This window comes from Nostoc sp. DSM 114167, assembly GCF_052692655.1.
On record NZ_CP195116.1, the window covers coordinates 5,712,514 to 5,734,410 of the forward strand.

Genomic DNA, 21,897 nt, shown 5'->3' on the forward strand with positions numbered 1-21,897 from the left:
TATTGCTTAATAAATTCACTGGATAAACACTTATTTTATATTTCTCATTATTAATTTTCTATTTTTCAGATAGAAATTGTCACCGATTGGGAATAATAACAAAGTATATTCGGTGAGTTGGCTGCATCATCAGCTAAGAATTTTTAGCCTAAATGTCAGTTAAATACATCATCTATTATTCCCAATTGATTACCCAAAAGTGAGGTTTTCCTAATGAGTCAGATGAGTAGAGACGATGTACGAGAAAGACTTGGTAATATCGATCAGATTCGCGATATTATTCTTGGAACCCAGCTAAGAGAGTACGAAAATCGATTTAGCAAGCTGGAGTCAGATGTATCTCTCCTGCAACAACAGACACGATTGCATGTCGAGCAACTCAAGTCCAACTTTTCCGCCGAACTAAAAGCAGGATTTGAGTCGCTGGATAAAAAGCTGAAATCACTGAACCTCGCAACTCAAGAAGAAACTCTTGACTTACGGCAACAGGTTGATAGACTTAATAAAAAGTTTTCTAGCAGCGTTCAGTCGCTTGATGAAACCTTAGATAGCCAAACTACCTTGATTCGAGATGAAATCTTTCAAACTAAAGTCCAATTACAAGATGATGTTACGGCATTACGGGATCTGATTTTAGAAGAAATAGATCGGCGCTTCTCACAGCTGACAGACACGAAAGTTTCTAAAGACGATATGGCTGAAACTTTGTTTGCCTTGGGAATGCGTCTGAAAGAAACTGAATTTATTCCTAAATTGCGAGAAGCAGCCAATGAACGCAGCGATGAATATACTGCTGTACCGCTTTTAGAAACTACAAAGTTATCAAAAGTAAGTGTTAACTCACTCTAACAGTACAGCAGAATTAAATTCATAATCAAGTCAGAAAGTAAAGAGATATGAAGGAGATAATGACTCCCAACTCATAACCTCTAACTCACAACCTCTAACTCAGCACTCTAAAAAGGATAACTCAGGTGGAAAATTCGATTTCTCAATCTGTTGAGTTGAAGTCAGAAACAGCTGTGCAGCTTGACAATTTGCTGCATTTGCTTATCGATCTCAAAATTATCGAATCCCCTGAGCAATCTCCTTTATTACCATCAGAAAGTGATAATAGTAATGAGTATATTCCAGAAGAAATTGAATTACTGCAACTTCTTCCAGTGACATTAGAAGTATGTGAAGCTTATTTAGAATCGGATTTTAATTTTCATCAAGATATATCTAATTACTCACAAACTACTCAAGAAGAATTAGAAGAATCTATTGAAATATTTACAGAATTTGAGGAAAAATTAGATAACTCAGAAGATGCATTGCAAAAATTACGGGATATATTAGTCGGATATGAGCTAACAAAAATAAACAATATTACAGATAAGTTAGAACAAAAATTAACAAAAATAGAGCATCAAATTTATGACCCTAAAGAGTTAATAAATCTACTATTACCGTGGATTTCTGAACTTTTAAGGCTGAAGATTACAGAATCAAGAGAGGAAATTGTCCAAATAATCGCTCCGATAATTGATGAGACTATCCGCAGTCGCACTGAACAAAATAAAGTTAGTATGAGTACAGCGATCGCACCTGTAATTCCTCTAGCTATTTCCCAGCAAATTATTATAGCTCCAGAAGAAGTTTCAGATGCGATCGCTCCGGCAATGGGACGAGCCATAAAAAAGCAAATTGAAATTGAGCAGAATATTGTGGTGGATGCACTCTACCCAGTTATTGGTAGTACCATAGCCAAATATATGGCAGAGACAATTCGTGCCATTAACCGACAAGTTGAAGAAACCCTCAGCGTTGAAGGCATTAAACGTAAAATTCGTGCCAAGCTACAGGGAGTTTCGGAAGCAGAATTAATTCTTAAAGAAGCTCTGCCATTTACAATTCAAGCCATTTTCTTGATTCATAAAACATCTGGTTTAGTTATCTCAGATATTCAGCACTCTCATGTAGAGCAGCTAGAGGCTGAAATGGTAGCAGGAATGCTAACAGCAATTCGTAGCTTTGCCAATGATTGTATCAATCAATCTGGAAGCATAACAGAATTAGATGCAATTGAATATGGAACATCCAAAATAATTTTAGAAGTCGCAGGATACTGTTATTTAGCGATTGTTGTGCGAGGAGAACCAAGCAAAAACTTTCTGTGGAAAATGCGGCAAACATTCAGCAGAATTATTAAAAAATATGGTAATATAATCGAAAAATTTGACGGCGATCCAGATTTAATTCCTATTGAAATTCATACACTTCTAGAAGAGCTAAAGAATTCAGATATTCAGGATAAAAAGAAAGCGAAAATCTCGCCAATACAGATATTAGTCTTAACATTTATCAGTACCATTTTAATTCCTTGGGGTATTTGGCAATACCGTAGTGGAGTTATACATTCCATTGAAAATCAAGCTTCGTTGGCTCTAACTTCTGTTCCAGAACTAGCCGTATATCGGCTCACTGTACAAGTAGAACACAACAAAATAAAACTAACAGGACGATTACCTAATCAACTTCTTCGCCAGAAAGCCGAGCAAACTGTCAAAATCACTTCTCCTAATTGGTTGATTGACAATCAAATTTTATTAGTAGAAGTACCAGCAGATCCCGTATTAGCTGCTGCTGAAGTCAAACGAGTTACAGCAGTTTTAAATCAGACTAACGATATAGCAATTTCCGCTCAATATATCGCTGGTAAAGTAGCTGTTGAAGGAACTGTCAACCAAATTGCAGATGCTCAGATTATTGCGAATGCATTTGCACAAATTCCCGGCGTAAAATCTGTGTCTAGTGCAGTGCGAGTAGAACCCCCACAGATTGAAGTTCGATTTTACTTTCAACCCGACTCAGCGAGTTTAATGAAAGCAGATACAGCATACAAGATTCAACAGGTTAAGCTTTTCCTTAATCAGTACCCAAATAAGCATTTAAAAATTATTGGTTATAGTGACCGTATTGGCGCAAACAAATCCCCAAAATTGGCACTGGCGCGAGCAAAGGCTGTACAACAAGCACTGATTAAATTAGGCATCGAGCCATATCGTCTACAGGTCATTGGTAGGACAAATTTACCACCAGGAATTGATGTAACTCAACCCTTGTGGTTAAGCCGCTGTGTCGCTCTAGAAGCGATAAACAATGAATTTTAAGCTTATAGTAGTTATGATTTTGATAAAATATTCTCTACTTTCCTTTAGCTATGTCTACAATCTCTAAAAAAATATGTTTATTTGGTGATTTTGGTGTTGGTAAAACTAGTCTGATTCGCCAATTTGTAGAGTGCCAGTTTAGTGATGAATATCTTTCAACTGTAGGAGTAAAAATCTCTCGTAAATTGGTTTCTGTTTCCGAAAAAGACCTACATTATGAACAAACATTACAGTTAATAATTTGGGATATTGAAGGTAGTAATAAGTTTAAAGCAGTTGCTAAAAATTATTTTCAAGGTTCTAAAGGTGCTGTGATAGTCGGTGATGTGACACAAGCAGAAACCCTCAATCATATCCAAGAGCATATTCAAACTTTTTTAGCTGTTAATCCTAACAGCTATATTGTTGTTGCACTGAACAAATCAGATATGATTGCAGCCGAATATTTAGAAAAAATTCAGCAAATGCATCAATTTACTAATCAAGCTAATATATTAGACACTTATGTAACCTCAGCTAAAACTGGTAATAATGTTGATAAAATCTTTCAAGCTTTAGCCACTCGTTTAATTTAATTAAGATGAATTCATTTCTTACAAACCTATTAGCTGTATGTGGTATTGAATATTTGATAATTGATGAAAACTTCAAAATTCTAGAGATATCTTTGGGATTAAATCATTTTGCCAAGCTTCCTAATGAAGTAAAGCTAGGTCAGGATGTTCGGATTGTGTTTCCAGAATTAGAGGGACTGGAAGATATTTTTGATGCAATTATCCAGGGAGAACAAGATAATTTTGAATTAAAAGGAATTATGCGATCGCCAGATACATCTTCTCCTTTATATATTGATATTCATATTACTAATAATCTCCAAGAAGACCATTTTAGGAATCGACTAACCATTGTTGTCGAAGATGTGACAGAACGGATGGTACTTGAGCAATCTTTATTTCAAGGTGCAAATGAAGCAAATCTTTTATTACGCAACTTAAAGGCTTCTAAACAATACATTGATCAAATTGTGACATCAATGGCGGATGCCTTGTTAGTGACAACGCTATCAGGCGAGATCAAAAAAATGAATTATGCCGCACAAATCTTATTGCAATACAACGAAATAGAACTCATCGGTCAACCGATCGCAAAAGTTATTGGAGAAGCTAATAAATATCCATTGATAATTGATGATATTGATATATCCCACAGTCAAGACATAACTTTTTTAGTAAAAGAAGTAGAAACCGTTTGTTATACCAAAAGTGGTAAAACAATTCCCGTAGCTTTTTCATCCTCAATTGTCAAGACAGAAATTGAACATTTTCAAGGTTATGTTTACATTTTACGAGACATGACTGAACGAAAGCAGGCAGAACTTGCTAAACAGGAATTCTTAGCGATGATTAGCCATGAACTTCGGACTCCCATCGCATCGGTAATTGGTATGGCCGGTTTGTTGCAATATACTGAATTGACTGCTGAACAGCAAGATTTTGTTGAAACCATTTACACCAGTGGAAATTCCTTACTCAAAATTATTAACGATTTCCTTGACTTCTCCAAAATCCAATCGGGTAACTTAGAACTCGAAGAGGAGCCTTTTGCTTTACGAAATTGCATTCATGAGACTCTTTATCTACTTGCACCTACAGCTAGAGAAAAAGGTTTAAAACTCACATTTTTAGATAGTCCTCAACTTCCTACTACGATTGTGGGAGATATCACCAGACTGCGCCAAGTCTTGATTAATTTAATCAGTAATGCGATTAAATTTACCGAAACTGGAAGTATAGAAGTCTCAGTTATAACCCGCAAGAATAGCGATATTAATCATTCTGCTGCAAATACTAACGAAATTCAGTTTAGTATTAAAGATACAGGCATTGGAATTCCACGCGATCGCCGAGAGCGTTTATTTAAAGCTTTTAGTCAAGTTAACTCCTCCATTACTCGACAGTATGGCGGTACTGGCTTAGGTCTTGCTATCTGTAAGCAACTGTGCGAGTTAATGGGTGGCAGAATTTGGGTTGAAAGTGAGCTGAATGCAGGTAGTACATTTTACTTTACGATTGCCGCTTCTGTTATTCCAGAGGAGTCAGCAGGAGCCAGTGTGGTCTTCTCCCAACAGGAGATACCAAAAGCGATCGAGTCTTCACAAGTGGAGCAACTGGCGTTCAGAAGTCAAGAGTTATTAAGCGTCCCCGCGTCTTCTTCCCCGTCTCGTGACCTATATAATTTAAGAATTCTTTTAACTGAAGATAATCTGATAAATCAGAAAATAGCCTTGAAGCAACTCAAAAGTCTCGGCTACAGTGCTGATATTGCTAATAATGGAAAAGAAGCGTTGCAACTATTAGAAAAAATTCCTTATGATTTAATTCTGATGGATTGTCAAATGCCGATTCTTGACGGTTTAGAAACCACAAAACGAATTCATCGTTGGCAAGAAAGCAGCTTTGCTAGTGGTCGTCGTCCTGTAGTAATTGCAATGACAGCTAATGCAATGAAACAAGACAAACAAATGTGTTTAAATGCTGGAATGGACGACTATTTGAGCAAACCGGTGATGAAAGAAAATTTAGCCGCGACGTTAGAGTATTGGGGAAATGTAATATTCAAGGCAAAAGAAACAACTGCCACAAAGCAGACAGTTTCGACAACAAATGTTGGCTCAGTTGACCTCCCAATTGATTGGGAACGCTTGCATCAACTTTCAGAAAATAACCGAGAATTTGAATTAGAACTACTACAAATATTTGTTGAAGATATTCAACCTCGTCTAGAGGTCATTAAAATAGCGATCGCAGCTTGTGACTTTGAGCAAATAGCGCTTCAAGTCCATCAAATTAAAGGTTCTAGTGCCAATATGGGAGTTACAACTATGTATCTGGCAGCAGAAAAACTAGAACAATTAGCGATCGACCAAGAGCGTCAAGGTACTATTAACTTAATTGTAGAGTTAGAAGATTTTATTAAACGCATCCAAGATTTTTTAATCATCAGTCAGTAGTCACGATCTTCCTACTGCAATCATAGGCATTTTTTGTAAGATTTACTAATAAATAAACAGTAACGATTATCTACTGTCGGCTCATAACTTAATTTGTCGGCAATGGCGGACATAATTTTTAAACCCCGGCCGCGCTCTCGATTGTTATCCTCAAATTCAGATGTTTGGCGCAATTGCTGTTCTAAGTCAAATGGTTCACCTTGAGACCAGATGCGAATTTCTATGTATTCATCTAACCGCACAGCTTCCATCTCAATTGGAGTTTCAATAGGTAAGTTTTTGTGAGCATGTTCGACAATGTTAGTAAAGCCTTCCATCATCAGTGTTTGACATTGCCACCAAATTTGTTTATCGGGAATAGGTGGTTGATTCATCTGCTCGAACCAAGACAAAACTTGAGGTGAAACTGTCAAATCTGTGTTGACTTTGAGATAAATTTTATTATTCACTTCTTAACTAAGAAAATATCGTGAAATTATCATATTCGTTAATTAGTTTATTTAATTTGAGTATTTTTACTATACATTAAAAACTAAATTGCATATAACTTAAATTAAAGCAACTATTTATCAATCATTTTACTTAGTAAATTGTAATTTATGTTTAAAATTCTAGTTATTGATGATGACCCGACAGTGCGAGCAGTACTGAAAAGCACACTCCAAAGGCAGGGTTATGAGACTACTGTAGCTAGCAATGGTGAAGAAGGAATTATCCAAGCACAACTGCTACATCCTGCCCTGATTATCTGTGATTGGATGATGTCACAGGTAGATGGGTTAGAAGTGTGTCGTCGAATTAGAACAGATCCAGAATTGGCAACTACTTTTTTTATTCTATTGACAGCTAGGGGAGCAGCTCGAGGAGAGGAGGAAGATAGAGTTAGAGGACTTGATGCAGGAGCGGATGAGTTTATCTCCAAACCAATAGAGATGAATGAATTGAAAGCACGGGTAAGAGCAGGACTAAGGTTACACCAGCTAAATCAGGATTTGCAAAGTCAAAAGCAAGCTTTGGAGACACTCAATCAGGACTTGCAAACTCAAAAGCAAATTTTGGAAGCCGAATTGGCTGAGGCTGCTGATTATGTGCGATCGCTTTTACCCTCACCCCTTGTAGGAGCAGTAACTACAGAAAATCTGTTTATTCCCTCAGCACAGCTAGGGGGTGATTGCTTCGACCATTATTGGATTGACGAGGATCATTTGGCAATTTATTTGTTAGATGTATCTGGTCATGGGGTGGGTTCAGCCCTCCTATCGGTATCCGTACAGAATGTTTTGCGATCGCAATCTCTACCAAACACTAACTTTTGTCAACCAAGTGAAGTCCTAAAAGCTCTCAATCATGCCTTCCAAATGAGTAAGCACGGTGATAAATACTTTACAATCTGGTATGGAGTTTATCACCGCCTTAAACGTCAACTCATTTATGCCAACGCCGGACATCCACCAGCTTTACTGTTATCTAATACCTCCACAAACAACATCGAAGTTAAACAGCTAACTTCTTTAGATTTACCAATTGGCTTTTTACCTGAAGTTAAATTTGAGGATGCTGTTTTTCAGGTTGAAGAAAACAGCACTTTATACATTTTTAGTGATGGTGTTTATGAAATTAATCAGTCAGATGGTAAAATTTGGGGGATTGATGCATTCATTGACTTACTAACCAAATATAGTCAGAATACCTGTAACCTCAATCAACTATTAGCAAAAATTCTCACCTTAAAAACTCAAGATAATCTTGATGATGACTTATCTTTAGTCAAAGTTAACTTTGGTTAGAATAGTCAGTTATACATACTTACATTTGAATTGCTTAATAGCTTATTGTGTTGCTAATACTTGACGATAAAAGTCATCTTTGTCAGCAAATGTTTGAAAAATTCTATCCATTTTGGTTAGTTCAAACAACATTCTAACTTGATCGCTTATTGAACAAATAAACAGTTTAGCTTTAGCAGTTCGGACCATTTGCATTGCTGATACTAAAGCACCTAAACCAGAGCTATCAATAAACTTTACTTCTTTCATATCGATTAACAAAATATCAGCGCCATTTGCCAGCATACTACTAACTTCACGACGTAATTCATTACCTCTAATACCATCTAAAATTCCAGATATCTCTAGTACTTTTACGCTCAAATTCATGGTTTTATTTTCCTATTCTGTAGTTATATTTTGGCATTGAATTAAGGTAAACCGCAATAGAGAAACTCTGTAATTAGCTTGGTTTTACTACTTGCTGATGACTGTTATTTGCGATTGCCATAAAAAAGCTAGCATCAACCCATTGCCGAGAAATTTCAAAAGCTTCAAAATAGCCGTCTTTTTGACCTAACTCACGTGCCCAGAAACGAGACAGAACAAGTATGGCATCAAGTTGCATAAATGCTTTATTTAACTCTGATTCATAACAACCAATCGCTGCAACTTTTTCCTCAATTACAGAAGTTATATCTACAAAAAAGTTGGGTTCAAAACCACGCAAAAAAACAGGTGGTGCTGAATACCACAAGGGTATATTTTTGCGGGTAGCAACATTAGAAACTGCGATCGCACACACTTCATGATCTCTATGCCCATATTTTTCAGGTTGTGGTGCGTGAGTAATAATCAGATCCGGTTGCCAACGCCCAAGAGCTTCTTCAGTAACTTTAATCACTGCTTGTGTGGAGAAATTGCACTCTTCAAGTGTATGAAACTCATAAGTTGCACCGATGATTTTACCAGCCGCATCCGCTTCTTGATGACGTGTACCCTTAACAGGCGAACTAGAAAGACCGCCATCAGTCAAAATTAAGCAACGAACATTCCATCCTGCTTTAGACATCAGACTGAGAGTACCAGCAGCAGGTAGAACTTCATCATCAGCATGAGCATAAATTGTTAAGACAGTTCGCTGACCAAAGTTTTTTGAGTCTGAATGAGTGTTCATAGCTGTTTTTTTCTAGGCTGGATTTATAAGTCAGTAGTCATCTTCCTTCTGCTTACTCCTCTTACACCAAGCGTGAAAAATGATTGCGACAGATGGAAAACTGAAACACTTATCCAATAGAGATTTCACAATCCAAAATCGTTCGACTGAGCGTAGCCGAAGTCTAAAATCTAAAATCCAAAATGGTATTACTTAACTTTTAAACCTCTTTTGGAGGCTGCCAAACAGATGCGCGGATAATCGCCCACAAAAGTAATAAATTATAAATAGCCCATGCACCATTGAGCAGGTGAACATCAGGATTATTTAAATGGCCAATAGCGAATCGGTAAAGGCTCCATAACATCCCCAAGATAGTAAGAATAAAAACAACCAACTGCGGCCAAACAAGCCGGAGATAAATCCCGGATTGCCGCTGCTTAGGTGTGACTTGGAAATTGAGTTTTTGTCCTGTAAACACACTCCATACAGCTTGAATTAATAAGGGAAATAAAGCGATCGCATATTGTTCAGAACGCCATACTTCTCTAGCTGGAATCCCCCAAGTAGCTGTAAGGAAAGTCAGACGGTTAATAATAAAAGCTGGGAAAAAGTGTATGGCAAAGTCAGCTCCGTAGCTTCTAACTGGAACAATGTCCGTAAAAAAATAGATAATTGGACAAGAAATAAAAACCAGAGTTGCAAAACCAGAGAAATAACTATACATCGTCTTGAAATATTGCAACCTTTGCCAAAACGTTAGCCCTGATTTTGTCAGTGGATTTTCTCTCACTAGCACTTGGATAGTTCCTTGTGCCCAGCGTAACCGCTGTTTTAGAGTAGAACTGAGATCGTCTGGTGCTAAACCTTCTGCCAAAAGTTCATTGTGGTAAATAGATTTCCAGCCAGCACTATGCAGACGCATAGCTGTATTCATATCTTCCGTAATGCTATTACTGGATACCCCACCAACTAAATCAAATTCATCTAAACGTTTTTCATCTTTGGCAAATTCATCAGCAAAGTTTTGCAGTCCTACACTAACTAATGCTTCACGTCTAAGAATCGCATTTGTGCCCGTATAAAACGCAGCATTCATGCCATCTTTACCTTGTTGAAGTGGCCCATAAAATAAATTTGCTCGATGTCCAAAAGGATCGCCTGGAGGAATATTGTAAAAATCCTGGCGGGTCTGTACAAAAGCAATTTGATTCTGGTCGTATTTTCCGATTAAAAGATTATAGGTGTAAAAATAAGGCAGAACTCGCTTGAGAAAATTTCGTTTAGGAATATGGTCAGCATCTAGAGTAACAATAAAATTTCCTGACGTTTCTCCAGAAAAAATTGCATAATTGATGTTGCCTGCTTTGGCATGATGTGCAACACCAGGCGTCTTCGGACGAGCAATGTAACGAAAACGAGCGAGTTCAACTAGTTCTAGTTCTTTTTTGTAAATAGCTTCTTCTAAAGCATTCCGTTCAATATTTAGGCGATCGCGTAGCGTCTTTGTCGAAGAATCGCTAATACTTTGATGAGTCGGAGGTAGCCAAAGAATCAGCGATCGCAAACTTTGTACAAATCCAACCGCAGGCTGATTCACCACTGATTCTGATGATGTTTGCAGCCATTGTTCGGCAGCTTGAGTATTAGGTGTCAGATTTTCCAGTTGCTTCAAACGCTCCAACAATCCAGCATGTTCTGCATCAATCCGTTCCGCTTCTAGCTGTAATTGCGGTGACTGCAAATCTTGAATACACAATCTTTCTGTCATCGCTCGCATCTCAGCCGAGTTCCCATCATCTAGCACATAAACGCGTAACTTGATGGGCGGATAATCCATTGCTAAGGCAGCTTTGGCAGTTTCTTCGACAATTTCCGGCGGCTCATTGTAGCAGGTTACAAATACATCCACTGTTGGCCAGTCGGCTTTGGGTATCGGTGGGGTCATCTGGTCGAGAGACTTAATTTGTCTGACTAAAGGTCGCCACAACCCAATTACAAACATAACGCCACCGAAATAACTGTAAATCTCGGCTATCAGCAAAGGAATAGAAATCCAGAGGGCATCAAAATTGATCGAATGGGTGACGCGCCATTGCAAATACCAGATACCAAAAATTAAATTGATTTCTGCTAAATAACGAAATAACAGCGTTCTTTTTTTGAGTAATGAGCGACTGTTACCAGGAAAGTTTGTTAGAGAAACTGAAGCCATCTTAGTACCAATAGTTAATGTATCTGCATCCTCATCAAAATAAGTATTCCCTAGTTAAATTTGCGACTAACAAATTTTCTCGAGCGATCCAAAATTGGCGTTGCTGAATTGAGCTACAAATCTAGATGTAGAGACGTAGCATTGCTACGTCTCTACAAGGATTTTGGATTACTATGACTTATACAAAACTACAGACTGTAGGGGCAATTCATAAAATTGCCCTTACCTGAAAATCAGGGTTTTGGTTGTGTTATTTTGTGCCAGTTACTAGGTGAGTCTTTTCACTATCTGAAACCCAGTAACTTCCAGAACTATCAGAAGTTAACTTGGTTTGTTGTGTGGCGCTGTTTGGTAGACCTCGCCCAGAATTTCCCTTAGCAACTGTCTGCCACCAAAGGGAGTTCGTAGTAGTAATCGGACGAATTAAGGGTTGTCGATTTGTCACATTGTATAGTAGGGATTGCAAAATCATACTGTTGGTGCTGCTAGTGAAACCAACTGCTGTTTTGCCGGTGGTTTCGTAGAAGCCTTCATAAAATCCAATTAATGGATTATATAAGTCAGTCGTTCCTTCTTGTAACTGTTGACTATACTTATTGTCTGGAAGCAGAGCATTATAGGCAAAAGCTACTGCTGTACTTACCAATCGCCCCTTTGGTACTGGTTGACCATCATCTCCTAAAGCTACCCAAGCCTCCCCTTGTCCAGTAATTGTACTGTGGACAGTGTAAGGTTTACGATCGATTAAGGTAGTGGCTGAGGCTGTGAGCGTGCCGGTGCGACGGTAACGTTCAGCTTGTGCTTGAAAAATTGGTTCAAAGAGCGATCGCATTTTTGGATCTAATCCAAACTCCAATGCATAAAGTACAAAAGGATTGCTAACTGTATATTGGTTAACTTTAGAATTAGTATCTGTGCGATGGCGTTGAATTGGGACTTTTAATCCCTCCACTGAGGCAGTTTGATATTCACCCCCAACAGCAGAACGATCGAGATTAAACCCCCATAATTGAAAAGCACGAGCGGCATATTCCTCATAACCCAAGCGGATTTCTGGGTTAACGCGGGTGAGATATCGCCCTTCTTCCTCTTTGGTAACGGTGGCACTGGAGAGAATACCTTCACGCACTACACGCAAGTATGACCAATCCAGGACAATTTTATCTACCGCAACCGTGTATTCTGGATGACAGCTTTTTAAGTTGTAAAGCGCTGCCAGCATTCTACCCAAATCTAAAGCTGACCAACCGTTGCCTTCAGGAACTGGATTACCACCATAATCGACTGGTTGGAGCGATCGCGTATCATAACTCCGACTTGGCAATTCCCCAGCAAATAACGGTAACTTTGTCAAAGCTCCTAAGAGATGGCGGGTGCGCTGGTCAAATTCTTTAGGGGTAATTGTATCGAGCGATCGCGCTGCGTGGAGTGCTGCGAGATAATCTCCCAATCCCCAGAGGGTTGCACCTTTGAAATCACTGCGATCGTCTATCAGCCCATTCTTGGCATGATAATTGGCTTGAAAGTATCGCCAAGCCGCCTCTGCATAGCGCCGTTCAACAGGCGTTAGCGATCGATCTAGTTTCAGGTTAGATGATGACTGGGGACTATCCACTGGTGGAATAGGTGCAACAGCTACTTCTGTAGGTTTAGAAGTTGCGATCGGAGTTGTAACAGGAGAATTCGGTTGATTTACAGGTGTTGTTGGAGAGGCATTTTCACTAGGCTTGCCAGGAGAATTCGGTTGATTTGAGGGTGTTGCTGAAGAAGCATTCTCACTAGGCTTACTAGTAGACACACTCGTAGAAGCGGAAGCAATTAAAGGGTGATTTCCCCTAGCCTTGTAGTATAAAATCTCCAAAATTAACCCATTCGTATTACCTGTTAAAGCTTTGTTGGGTTGTTTTGATTCTTCATAGATCCCAGCATAGTAACCGCTATCATCAGGACTGCGGAGATCCTTGACTGCATCAAAAACTTTTTGGGCATAAGCATTATCTGGAAATAGATAGCGCCAGCCAAAAGCAGCTTTTGTACTGAGGCTGCGAAACTGTGGGTAAGGTTGATTGGTGTCGGTAATAGTTGCCCAGTTTGTACCGTTGGCGTAAACGGTGTTGTAGAGAAAATAAGGTGCTTGGTCGATATTATCTTCTGTTACCGCAGTTAACTGACCTGTGGTATCAAAACGCCGTTTTTGCACATCTAAAACCCTAGCGGCAAAATCAGCTAACTCACCCTGCAAGCCAAATTCAATCCCATCAAGGATATAAGACTCACTCACAACGTAATTATTAGCATTGGTGCTTTGAAAGTCACGGCTATCAACAGGGATTTGCACACCATTAATTTCAACTAACTTAAACGGTTCTAAAGCAATAGCTTTGGGTGCTGAGAAACCCCAAAGTTGATAACCCCTAGCGCCATATTCTTCGTAGCCGAGTCGTCCTTCTTGCACTAGTAAGGTTTTGTTGTCAGGGAGAACAGTAGCGCCATAAAGTTGTCCATCTTTGAGCGATCGCGCCACCTGCCACTTCGCTATAATTCCTTTGAGCCAGTCATTATATTGCGGATGACAGGTACGGATGACATCAAACGCAGCCAGTATTCGCCCAACATCCAAAGCAGACCAACCAATACCCCGCTCTAGTGGATTGTTGCCATAATCAACCATCTGTGCAGTGGCTGCATTATAGACTTTATTTGGCAAGGCATCTTCAAATAACTTCAGACTGCTAAGAGTCGTCAAAAACTTATTGAGGCGAGAATCAAAGTCTGCTTGATCGGTAAGATTCAACCATCGTGCAGTATTCAATGCCATCAGGTAGTTACCCATATCCCAGAGTGTACCTGAAGGATAACCCCCAGTAGAATTGGTAAATCCCGTTGCTGGCTGATAATTTTTGACAAAATACTGCCAAGCCCCACGAGCATAAGTTTGTTCTTCAGATGTGAGCGGGGTTGTAATATTGCTACAGCTATTGGAATTTTGAGATAAGACTGGTGTCGGGATGTAAAACAAAAATTGCAGAAATGTTCCAATTAGGAACAATGCAATCCATCTCAACAGCTTTTGTTGAGGGAGTTTGTATAGCATAATTCAAAGAAGGAGTTAAAAGAGCGTCATAGCCCGTCTGTACAGTTATAATTCATAAATCAAGTTTTATCAGGTATAAAAAATAGACTTGGCGATCGCTTTGGTCAATGGCGGTCAACTATTTCCACCGCAGAGATGCCACTTCTGTTAACTGTAAGCTAGTTCTGTAGAAAATCAAGATAGCGAAATGGAAGTTGGGGCGATCGCAGCTAAGATACTCAAAATTAGTTTTTAGACTAAACCGTTTAGTTTAAAACAGTGATTAGTAAATTTTTGACTTCCTAATGACTAATAATTTCTTGAGAAGTTACGATGAAATCACAATCGAACTTTAGTTGAGACATTTCATTCCCAGGCAAATAAAAACATCAAACAGCAATGCCTCTTCCGTCGAATTTGACCAATTTATAGTAAATCTCACTTAGCACCCATGCCACATCGTCATTATCCTCCCGCTTACTTACGCTATCTCAAAGCCAGGTTATGGAATCTAGGGCGACCTGGTTTTTGGGGAACTGCGATTTTTTTATCTGTAGTTGGGCTAGCAACCTGGGAATACTGGTCAAATCCAGATATTTTCGTTTATAAGCAAAAAAAACCAGTCGTTTTACAAAAGTCTGCTGATTCTTCCCTGTCAGAAGAAAACAAAGCTATTGCAGCAGATATTGATAACCTGCCAGCTTTATTTAATGACTTTGAGCAAGGAACTCTCTCATCAACGGCAAATGCGCCTGAACAACAGACTGAGGCGAAAAAGAGCAAAGGCTTATTAGATGATGTAACTAACAAACAAAAGTCTGCTAATAATACCAAATTAAATCCTGGTTCAGGTGTTAACGGCGATACTTCCGCAGCCGCGAAAAATCCCTTTGTCCAACAAACAGACAATTTATTGCGTACTGGAACAGTTGATAGTAGTAACCCGTTTCTAGGTCTTAAAACCTTTAATACGGCATCTGAACCAACAGGGGGAGACCAAACATCTTCTAGCCTGGGTGTTGGATTCAATAATCAAACCAATAAGAATCAAAATTCTCTCTCTATCAACCCTTTGCAAGCAGCGCTTAATCAATCGACAAACCAGAAATTGTCTAGCTTGAATGATACCACTGCAACTCAGACAAATACCTTGGGGCAAGTCTCCGCTTCAGGAACAACCCTAATGCCACCCATCAATAGCTTAACCAGTCAGAATTCTCTACCAAACACTGGGTTAACTGCTGGGACAGGTAACACGTCAACAGGTACGAACTCACCACAAAATCCCTACAGTAATTTAAATAACGGTCAGGTATTGCCTAATAATGGGTTAACTACGGGTACAAACTTACCGCAAAATCCTTACACTTATTTAAATAACGGTCAAGTAGTGCCTAATGTAGCACCGAGTAATACTGTACCTTACTCTAGCCAGAATCCGAGTCAAAGTGTTGTCACACCCACAAACCCTGTAGGTTATGGGAATTATGGCTTGCAGCAACCGACGCAACCACCACAAACTAATTATGGGAATTATGGCTTGCAGCAACCGACGCAACTACCACAAACTAATTATGGGAATAATGTCTTGCAGCAACCGATGCAACCACCACAATCTAATTATGGAAATTATGGCTTGCAGCAACCGACGCAACTACCACAAACTAATTATGGGAATAATGTCTTGCAGCAACCAACACAGTCTAATTCCGTATATCTTCTTCGCCAACTTCGAGACAAGTATAAAAATCCGGGTCAAAACTGATTTGAAGTACGTCGGCTAGAAAAAGTCTAGCTAAGGTGATTGTGGGCTATTTGGAATTATCGGAACTTCCGGTGTTTCGGGTTGTTGCTGTTGTCGTTGCAAATATTTACTCAATACATAAGCCATATCCCCACGGGTTACGGGTTTTAATGGGGAAATATTGCCTTGAGCATCTGTATTCAGAAATCCCTCAGTAGCTACTGTAGCGATCGCTTTTCTAGCCCAAGTTGGGATAGACTTTTCATCTGGATGTGAAGCCAGAATCTCATTGACAGCAGCATCAGGAAATTGAAATACACCATAGGCCTGGGCGAAAATAGCCAGAGCTTCTGCCCTTGTCACTTTTTGGTTAGGAAAGAATTCATTACCCCGATAGCCTTTCATGATGTCAGTTTTTAGGACTGTCTGTATATCATTAAATGCCCAATAAGAACGAGGAACATCTGGAATAGTTAAATTTTCTTTGGTAACAGCTTCTCTTTTATCTAGGCGAAATGCTTTTACCATAATCGAGGCTAATTCTGCCCGACTCACTAACCTTTCGGGATAAAATTTGCCATCGGGAAAATTTGTCATCCATTTGACAGCAGTTACCTGTTGAATGGAATCAGCTGGTATTTCAGAAGTAGATTCTGGTACTTGAGCAATTGCTGGCAAGCTTTGTAGGAGTGCCATTAAAGAGAGAGTAATTGAAAGCTGACGGATCATGATAACCACTTGTAGCTGCTAACGGGAATTGAAAAAACTACGTTACTGAGGTGAACGCAAAATTTAATCTCAGTTAATGACGAATTTCGGCTAGGCAATGTTGCTCCCATTACGTAGTGCATTAGCTGGTTTTGATCGTCAAGGGAGTGAAAATCAGCAGAAACTTGTTTTTTACCTTTGATGTTTTGGCGTTATCCGCCCACTACTATGGACTATAGTCAGTTTTTCAGGAGTTTTGGGAATGACAACAACAGATCCCGTCAAGTTAATGAAGCAAGAAGTTGGCAAAGCCGCCGCCGCCCTAGTCAAATCGGGTTCCATTGTTGGGTTGGGTACGGGGTCAACTACAGCATATACGATTCAGTTTTTAGGCGATCGCCTCAAGTCGGGCGAACTCAAAGATATCATTGGTATACCTACCTCGTTTCAGTCAGAAGTGCTAGCGAAGCAGTACGGTGTCCCTCTCGCCACCTTGGATGCTATTGATCGCATTGATATTGCCATTGATGGCGCAGATGAAGTCGATCCGCAGAAGAATTTGATTAAAGGCGGTGGTGCAGCACATACCCGCGAAAAAGTCGTAGACTACCTAGCAGAACAGTTCATCGTCGTGGTAGACAGTGGCAAGTTAGTAGACCGTTTAGGTTCTACTTTCGCTGTGCCCGTAGAAGTGATTCCAATGGCAATTACTCCTGTAACCAATGCCATCAAAAAACTCGGTGGTAAACCAGAACTCCGCATGGGTGTAAAAAAAGCTGGGCCAGTAATCACTGACCAAGGGAACTTTGTTTTAGATGTCAGATTTGACTCCATCGAAGATCCAGCCGGACTAGAAAAAACATTGAATAACATTCCCGGCGTTCTGGAAAATGGTATCTTCGTTAACTGTGTGGATTTAGTTTTAATTGGCGAAGTCAAAGATGGTCAGCCATTAGTGCGGCAACTGTAAGAATTTTGGATTTTAGATTTTGGATTTTAGATTTCAGAGACATCTAAAATCCAAAATTAAGCAAGATTCTAGTAAGTTTAAACAGAAACTTCACAAAATTTGCCAGTTGTAGATCGTTCATTCTGAATTCTGACTCCTGAATTCTGTTTTGACACTAAACTTTCGCCTAATTTTCTATAAAACTTCAAAAATAGCCCGTCTTCTCGTCTTCCGCTTTAAGCTTGCCGCACTCCCGCGCTATCATCTGAGAAAGATAAAACTGTTGCGATCGTGGGGAGGTCTTTCTCACTTCAGGAATTCCAACAACTACATCCCGTAAAATAGACAGGCAAGAACCCTGCCCGATAAAAATATGGGAAAATTTTTGGGAAATCCCTCAAAACTCAGGACTCGGTACTTATCTGCTCACTCAGGACTCAGGACTCTTTATGTTAGCAGGCACAATTTTGCAGGATGGAAAATATACCCTAATTCAAGAAATAGGGCGGGGTGGCTTTGGCATTACTTTTAAAGCTACGCATCACTACTTGGGTCAGGAGGTGGTGATGAAAACCATCAATGAACGGCTGCGACAACATCCTGATTTTGCCAAATTCGAGCGCCAATTCCAAGATGAAGCCAGACGATTAGCTACGTGTATTCACCCAAATATAGTCCGAGTTAGTGACTTTTTTGTGGAGGCTGGACTGCCTTATATGGTGATGGAATACATTCCTGGTGAAACCTTGGGAGACGCATTTGTATTACCAGGGATAACTTTGCCAGAAGCCACAGCAATTCATTACATCCGGCAAATTGGGGCAGCGTTGCAGGTAGTACACAACAACGGTTTGTTACACCGCGATGTCAAACCAGATAATATTATTCTTCGTCAAGGAACACAGGAAGTAATACTAATTGATTTTGGCATTGCTAGGGAATTTAATGGTGGTGTCAGACAGACTCACACAGGTTTGGTTTCTGAGGGTTATTCTCCGATTGAGCAGTATATGACGCAAGCAGCGCGTACACCCGCCACGGATGTTTATGGTTTAGCAGCGACTTTGTATGCACTGTTGACAGCCCAAGTTCCTATGCCAGCATTATTGCGCGATCGCGAACAAATGCCTTCCCCCCGCGAACTGCAACCACATTTGAGTGCTGCTGTCAACCAGGCGGTAATGCGCGGTATGGCGGTAGAGTCTCGTTTTCGGCCAGCGACAGTTGCTGAGTGGCTGCAATTGCTACCTGGAAATGGGGTGAATGGAACACCGCAAGTTTTACCCACTTACGCAGTGCCAACTGTCAATTTATCTGCCCAGCAGGCAGCAACTTTAATTGGGAAAAGTACCCAAAATTCTATTCATAGACCATCTGTGCTGGCGCAACCTAACCCAGGTATGGCTAAGGAAACTCTACTGGCTAAAAAGCTGGGGTCATCTAAAGTATTTATTGGTATGGGTGTAGCCCTAGTTGCTGCGACAGCAGGTTTTGGGATCGCCAGTATATTACCCAAATCTCAGCAGCAGCCGACTGCCAAGCCACTTGTTGAAAAGCCAACTCAACAACCAGCCGCGAAAACACCTAATTCTGATAGTACATCTTCACCCAGAGGTGAAGAAACTAACACCACTTCAAGAACCGAAAAAGCACCCGTCTCTAATTCCAGGCAGCGTCGCCGCAATCGTCGTTCTTCTCCAGAAGAATCTTCCAGCAGTACCCCTACAAGAGAATCGCAAAGCGGTGATTCCGAACAATCCACACCTTCACCTAGCGTTTCCCCCACACCCTCTTTAGTGGAGAAACTACGGGCAATCCGCTCATCTCGAAAAGCTTCCCCCGCCCCTACACCGTTGCCATTCCCACAAAAGAACTTACCCGCTTCTAGTCAAAATCCTGCCTCTCCTCAACCCGTCAGTCCATCAAAACCTCTACTTATACCACCAGCACCACCAACAGAATCCAAAAAATCAGATCCTTCTGCTGTGCTAGTACCAACACTAGAAAAGCAAAATTCACCGACTAATAATCAACCCCAGAATATTCAGAAGTTCGAGGAGAAGCCACAAGATGACAATAACTAGTCAATTTTGGATTTTGGTAAAGCAGCGCAGTGAGTCCAGCACCACGCTGACTCCTATTAACTAATTACAAATTACGAACTTGTACTGAGCATCTTGCCCTGAGCGAAGTCGTTGGCGCAGCCTCTCCAAGAGTTGGGAGCCGAAGTATTACGAATTACGAATTATTTTAGGAAGGATTAAGTTTATTCTGTACAACAACTTCCCCCTTCTGATTAATCTTCACCGGATTCTTAGGAAAAGCTTGATTATTCAAATAACGCATAAGTCTTACAGTTTGAAAACTCCGATCGATATGAGGAATTCCCTGCCGATCCATCCGAACGGGAATGATTTTACTTGATACCAAATCTCCTGCTGAGTTGAGTTTGACTTCTAAAATCATGGAGTCACCTGTTTGGGCATTTGTAGATAAAGTCCGATATCCCAAAAAGTTTCCTAAAGAATAGGCAATAATTTTTCCCTGATAAATTTCCATCGCTCTGGGAACGTGAGGACCATGTCCTAGTACTAAGTCTGCTCCGGCATCAATCATGTTTCGAGCAAACGCGATCGCATTACCTCGGTTTTCTCCATAAAAAAACTCTGTTTGATTCTTAACGTGTAGTGCTCCCGTTCCTTCGGCTCCAGCGTGCATCGATACTATTACAAGATTGGCTTTATTTTTCGCTTCTGCCACAAGTGCTTTAGCTGCTCCTAAATTATGGATGGAGTTATACATTTCATAAGGAGAAAATCCGATCATTGCCACAGGGATATTGTTAGCTTTCAAATAAAGAATTTGATTTTTATGGCCTAATGTTGCAATGCCTACAGCCTGAAGATTTTTCATTGTATCTTTGAATCCTACCGGGCCGAAGTCCATTGCATGGTTATTTGCCATATTGAACACATTAAAACCAGCTTCAGCAAAAAGTTGGGCGTATGCAGGTGGAGAGCGAAAAGCAAAGACTTGTCCTCGATTAATATCTTTGGCAGTATAGGGATAATTAGTTAGGCTACTTTCAAAATTCCCAAACAAGATATCAGATCCTTGCAAGTGAGTTCTCACCGACTTTGGTAATAATTGATCTCGAAAACGAGGTAATCTATAGTTAGGGAAATTAGTGCCGGGAATAATATCTCCAACGGCTTTGATAGTAATAGTATTTGGAAAGGTTTGTTGTTGTGTTTTTGATGGGGTAACAGGAATAGCTAATGGAAACTGCATAGTCTTATTCGGCATAGTAGCAGCGTTTAATCGCTGTGAGTAACCAAGCCGGATAATGACTCCTATACTAATACCCAGATATAAAGAAATACTAATCAGACTAAATGAGAATACTCGCCCCAAGCTGCGATCTACCATCGTTCACTCCTCACACAATGGCATTAGTTTATCCCAAAAATATGTATTAGCAGTGTATATTTTAGTGTTTTTGGCAAAGATTTGACTACGTAAATATTGAGCGATAATCCTATCTAACTTCCAAATAAACAGACAAGTTGCTCAAGATCCTTGCTAAAGGTAGGCAAATTTCAGCCACATTAGACCTCTTGGCATTTGTGCTTTTTGCACTCTTGGGGAAAAGGGAAAAGGTTAAAGGGGAAAGGGACTTTTGCAGTACCTTTTCCCCTTCCCCTTTCCTCTTTTCCCGACTTATGCAAGAAGTCTATTATAGTGAATTTTCAATCTTTTGAACGGAGAGGGGGGGATTCGAACCCCCGTTGGGTTTCCCCAAAACGCATTTCGAGTGCGTCACCATGAACCGCTCGGACACCTCTCCAACTATTTATTCAGACATTTGAGTGTCTATTCTACATTCAAATGCTGTAAATTTAGGGAAATCTTGCTGGATTCCCTATACTACTATAGCATTATCGCTTTTTTTGCGTAATGCAATTCTCTAGGAATGCCAATACTACCAAAGCCCACGACATTTTCCATCATGACGGTTGGTGAAATTACTTGACGAGTCAATGAGACGCAGAAATTTATATAAAGCTGTGAAAAAACGTTTCTTATGCTAGGACTAGGGGTGCAAGAAAGCGTTACACAAG

Annotated in this window: 15 protein-coding genes and 1 tRNA gene; 8 read left to right on the forward strand and 8 right to left on the reverse strand. The window is 40.0% G+C overall.

Features of this window, described 5'->3' with window-relative positions; translation table 11 throughout:
- Nucleotides 1-213 precede the first annotated feature (213 nt).
- The 4 genes from NSTC731_RS24320 to NSTC731_RS24335 all read left to right on the forward strand — a co-directional run bounded on the left by NSTC731_RS24320 (nucleotide 214) and on the right by NSTC731_RS24335 (nucleotide 6,165).
- Entirely contained in the window at nucleotides 214-849 is a 636-nt protein-coding gene (locus NSTC731_RS24320; RefSeq protein WP_445627167.1) for a hypothetical protein, read from the forward strand.
- Nucleotides 850-974: 125 nt separating this feature from the next.
- On the forward strand, nucleotides 975-3,155 hold the full coding sequence (locus NSTC731_RS24325) for an OmpA family protein (RefSeq protein ID WP_445627168.1): 2,181 nt from the start codon (nucleotides 975-977) through the stop codon (nucleotides 3,153-3,155).
- Nucleotides 3,156-3,205: 50 nt separating this feature from the next.
- Nucleotides 3,206-3,730 carry a Rab family GTPase gene (locus tag NSTC731_RS24330; RefSeq protein WP_445627169.1) on the forward strand — a complete coding sequence of 175 codons (525 nt, stop codon included), beginning with the start codon at nucleotides 3,206-3,208 and terminating at the stop codon, nucleotides 3,728-3,730.
- A gap of 5 nt (nucleotides 3,731-3,735) precedes the next feature.
- Complete coding sequence (locus NSTC731_RS24335; RefSeq protein ID WP_445627170.1) at nucleotides 3,736-6,165, forward strand: ATP-binding protein; 2,430 nt, start codon at nucleotides 3,736-3,738, stop codon at nucleotides 6,163-6,165.
- 20 nt (nucleotides 6,166-6,185) lie between these two features.
- Here the strand turns inward: NSTC731_RS24335 and NSTC731_RS24340 are convergent, their stop codons facing one another.
- Complete coding sequence (locus NSTC731_RS24340) at nucleotides 6,186-6,614, reverse strand: ATP-binding protein (protein WP_445627171.1); 429 nt, start codon at nucleotides 6,612-6,614, stop codon at nucleotides 6,186-6,188.
- A 150-nt stretch (nucleotides 6,615-6,764) separates the two neighbouring features.
- Between NSTC731_RS24340 and NSTC731_RS24345 the strand changes: the two genes are divergently transcribed.
- A complete protein-coding gene (locus tag NSTC731_RS24345) occupies nucleotides 6,765-7,952 on the forward strand; it encodes a SpoIIE family protein phosphatase (protein ID WP_445627172.1) in 1,188 nt (395 codons plus the stop codon).
- A gap of 42 nt (nucleotides 7,953-7,994) precedes the next feature.
- Here the strand turns inward: NSTC731_RS24345 and NSTC731_RS24350 are convergent, their stop codons facing one another.
- The 4 genes from NSTC731_RS24350 to NSTC731_RS24365 form a co-directional block, all read right to left on the reverse strand.
- A complete protein-coding gene (locus tag NSTC731_RS24350) occupies nucleotides 7,995-8,321 on the reverse strand; it encodes an STAS domain-containing protein (protein ID WP_445627173.1) in 327 nt (108 codons plus the stop codon).
- 73 nt (nucleotides 8,322-8,394) lie between these two features.
- Nucleotides 8,395-9,108, reverse strand: a complete 714-nt coding sequence (locus NSTC731_RS24355) for a PIG-L deacetylase family protein (RefSeq protein WP_445627174.1) — start codon at nucleotides 9,106-9,108, stop codon at nucleotides 8,395-8,397.
- A gap of 199 nt (nucleotides 9,109-9,307) precedes the next feature.
- On the reverse strand, nucleotides 9,308-11,302 hold the full coding sequence (locus tag NSTC731_RS24360; protein ID WP_445627175.1) for a glycosyltransferase: 1,995 nt from the start codon (nucleotides 11,300-11,302) through the stop codon (nucleotides 9,308-9,310).
- Between the two features lie 250 nt (nucleotides 11,303-11,552).
- Complete coding sequence (locus NSTC731_RS24365; protein ID WP_445627176.1) at nucleotides 11,553-14,396, reverse strand: DUF3131 domain-containing protein; 2,844 nt, start codon at nucleotides 14,394-14,396, stop codon at nucleotides 11,553-11,555.
- 430 nt (nucleotides 14,397-14,826) lie between these two features.
- Between NSTC731_RS24365 and NSTC731_RS24370 the strand changes: the two genes are divergently transcribed.
- Nucleotides 14,827-16,140: a hypothetical protein gene (locus NSTC731_RS24370; protein WP_445627177.1), complete on the forward strand. Its 1,314-nt coding sequence runs from the start codon at nucleotides 14,827-14,829 to the stop codon at nucleotides 16,138-16,140.
- 30 nt (nucleotides 16,141-16,170) lie between these two features.
- Here NSTC731_RS24370 and NSTC731_RS24375 read toward each other — a convergent pair whose 3' ends face one another.
- Nucleotides 16,171-16,848, reverse strand: coding sequence for an S-layer homology domain-containing protein (locus NSTC731_RS24375; RefSeq protein WP_322693971.1), 678 nt, complete (start codon nucleotides 16,846-16,848; stop codon nucleotides 16,171-16,173).
- Nucleotides 16,849-17,089: 241 nt separating this feature from the next.
- Between NSTC731_RS24375 and rpiA the strand changes: the two genes are divergently transcribed.
- Nucleotides 17,090-17,797 carry a ribose-5-phosphate isomerase RpiA gene (gene rpiA, locus NSTC731_RS24380; RefSeq protein ID WP_445627178.1) on the forward strand — a complete coding sequence of 236 codons (708 nt, stop codon included), beginning with the start codon at nucleotides 17,090-17,092 and terminating at the stop codon, nucleotides 17,795-17,797.
- A gap of 428 nt (nucleotides 17,798-18,225) precedes the next feature.
- Nucleotides 18,226-19,860, forward strand: a complete 1,635-nt coding sequence (locus NSTC731_RS24385; RefSeq protein WP_445627179.1) for a protein kinase domain-containing protein — start codon at nucleotides 18,226-18,228, stop codon at nucleotides 19,858-19,860.
- A gap of 166 nt (nucleotides 19,861-20,026) precedes the next feature.
- On the opposite strand, the gene NSTC731_RS24390 is transcribed toward NSTC731_RS24385, so the two are convergent.
- Both NSTC731_RS24390 and NSTC731_RS24395 read right to left on the reverse strand, forming a co-directional pair.
- Nucleotides 20,027-21,205, reverse strand: a complete 1,179-nt coding sequence (locus NSTC731_RS24390; RefSeq protein ID WP_445627180.1) for a CapA family protein — start codon at nucleotides 21,203-21,205, stop codon at nucleotides 20,027-20,029.
- 333 nt (nucleotides 21,206-21,538) lie between these two features.
- Nucleotides 21,539-21,623 (reverse strand) — tRNA-Ser (locus NSTC731_RS24395).
- Nucleotides 21,624-21,897: the final 274 nt, after the last annotated feature.

Coding starts and splice junctions, on each gene's coding strand:
- NSTC731_RS24335 (WP_445627170.1), top strand. CDS start 3,736: ATGAATTCATTTCTTACAAACCTATTAGCTGTATGTGGTATTGAATAT.
- NSTC731_RS24355 (WP_445627174.1), bottom strand. CDS start 9,108: ATGAACACTCATTCAGACTCAAAAAACTTTGGTCAGCGAACTGTCTTA.
- NSTC731_RS24320 (WP_445627167.1), top strand. CDS start 214: ATGAGTCAGATGAGTAGAGACGATGTACGAGAAAGACTTGGTAATATC.
- rpiA (WP_445627178.1), top strand. CDS start 17,090: ATGACAACAACAGATCCCGTCAAGTTAATGAAGCAAGAAGTTGGCAAA.
- NSTC731_RS24390 (WP_445627180.1), bottom strand. CDS start 21,205: ATGGTAGATCGCAGCTTGGGGCGAGTATTCTCATTTAGTCTGATTAGT.
- NSTC731_RS24385 (WP_445627179.1), top strand. CDS start 18,226: ATGTTAGCAGGCACAATTTTGCAGGATGGAAAATATACCCTAATTCAA.
- NSTC731_RS24365 (WP_445627176.1), bottom strand. CDS start 14,396: ATGCTATACAAACTCCCTCAACAAAAGCTGTTGAGATGGATTGCATTG.
- NSTC731_RS24350 (WP_445627173.1), bottom strand. CDS start 8,321: ATGAATTTGAGCGTAAAAGTACTAGAGATATCTGGAATTTTAGATGGT.
- NSTC731_RS24370 (WP_445627177.1), top strand. CDS start 14,827: ATGCCACATCGTCATTATCCTCCCGCTTACTTACGCTATCTCAAAGCC.
- NSTC731_RS24375 (WP_322693971.1), bottom strand. CDS start 16,848: ATGATCCGTCAGCTTTCAATTACTCTCTCTTTAATGGCACTCCTACAA.
- NSTC731_RS24360 (WP_445627175.1), bottom strand. CDS start 11,302: ATGGCTTCAGTTTCTCTAACAAACTTTCCTGGTAACAGTCGCTCATTA.
- NSTC731_RS24345 (WP_445627172.1), top strand. CDS start 6,765: ATGTTTAAAATTCTAGTTATTGATGATGACCCGACAGTGCGAGCAGTA.
- NSTC731_RS24330 (WP_445627169.1), top strand. CDS start 3,206: ATGTCTACAATCTCTAAAAAAATATGTTTATTTGGTGATTTTGGTGTT.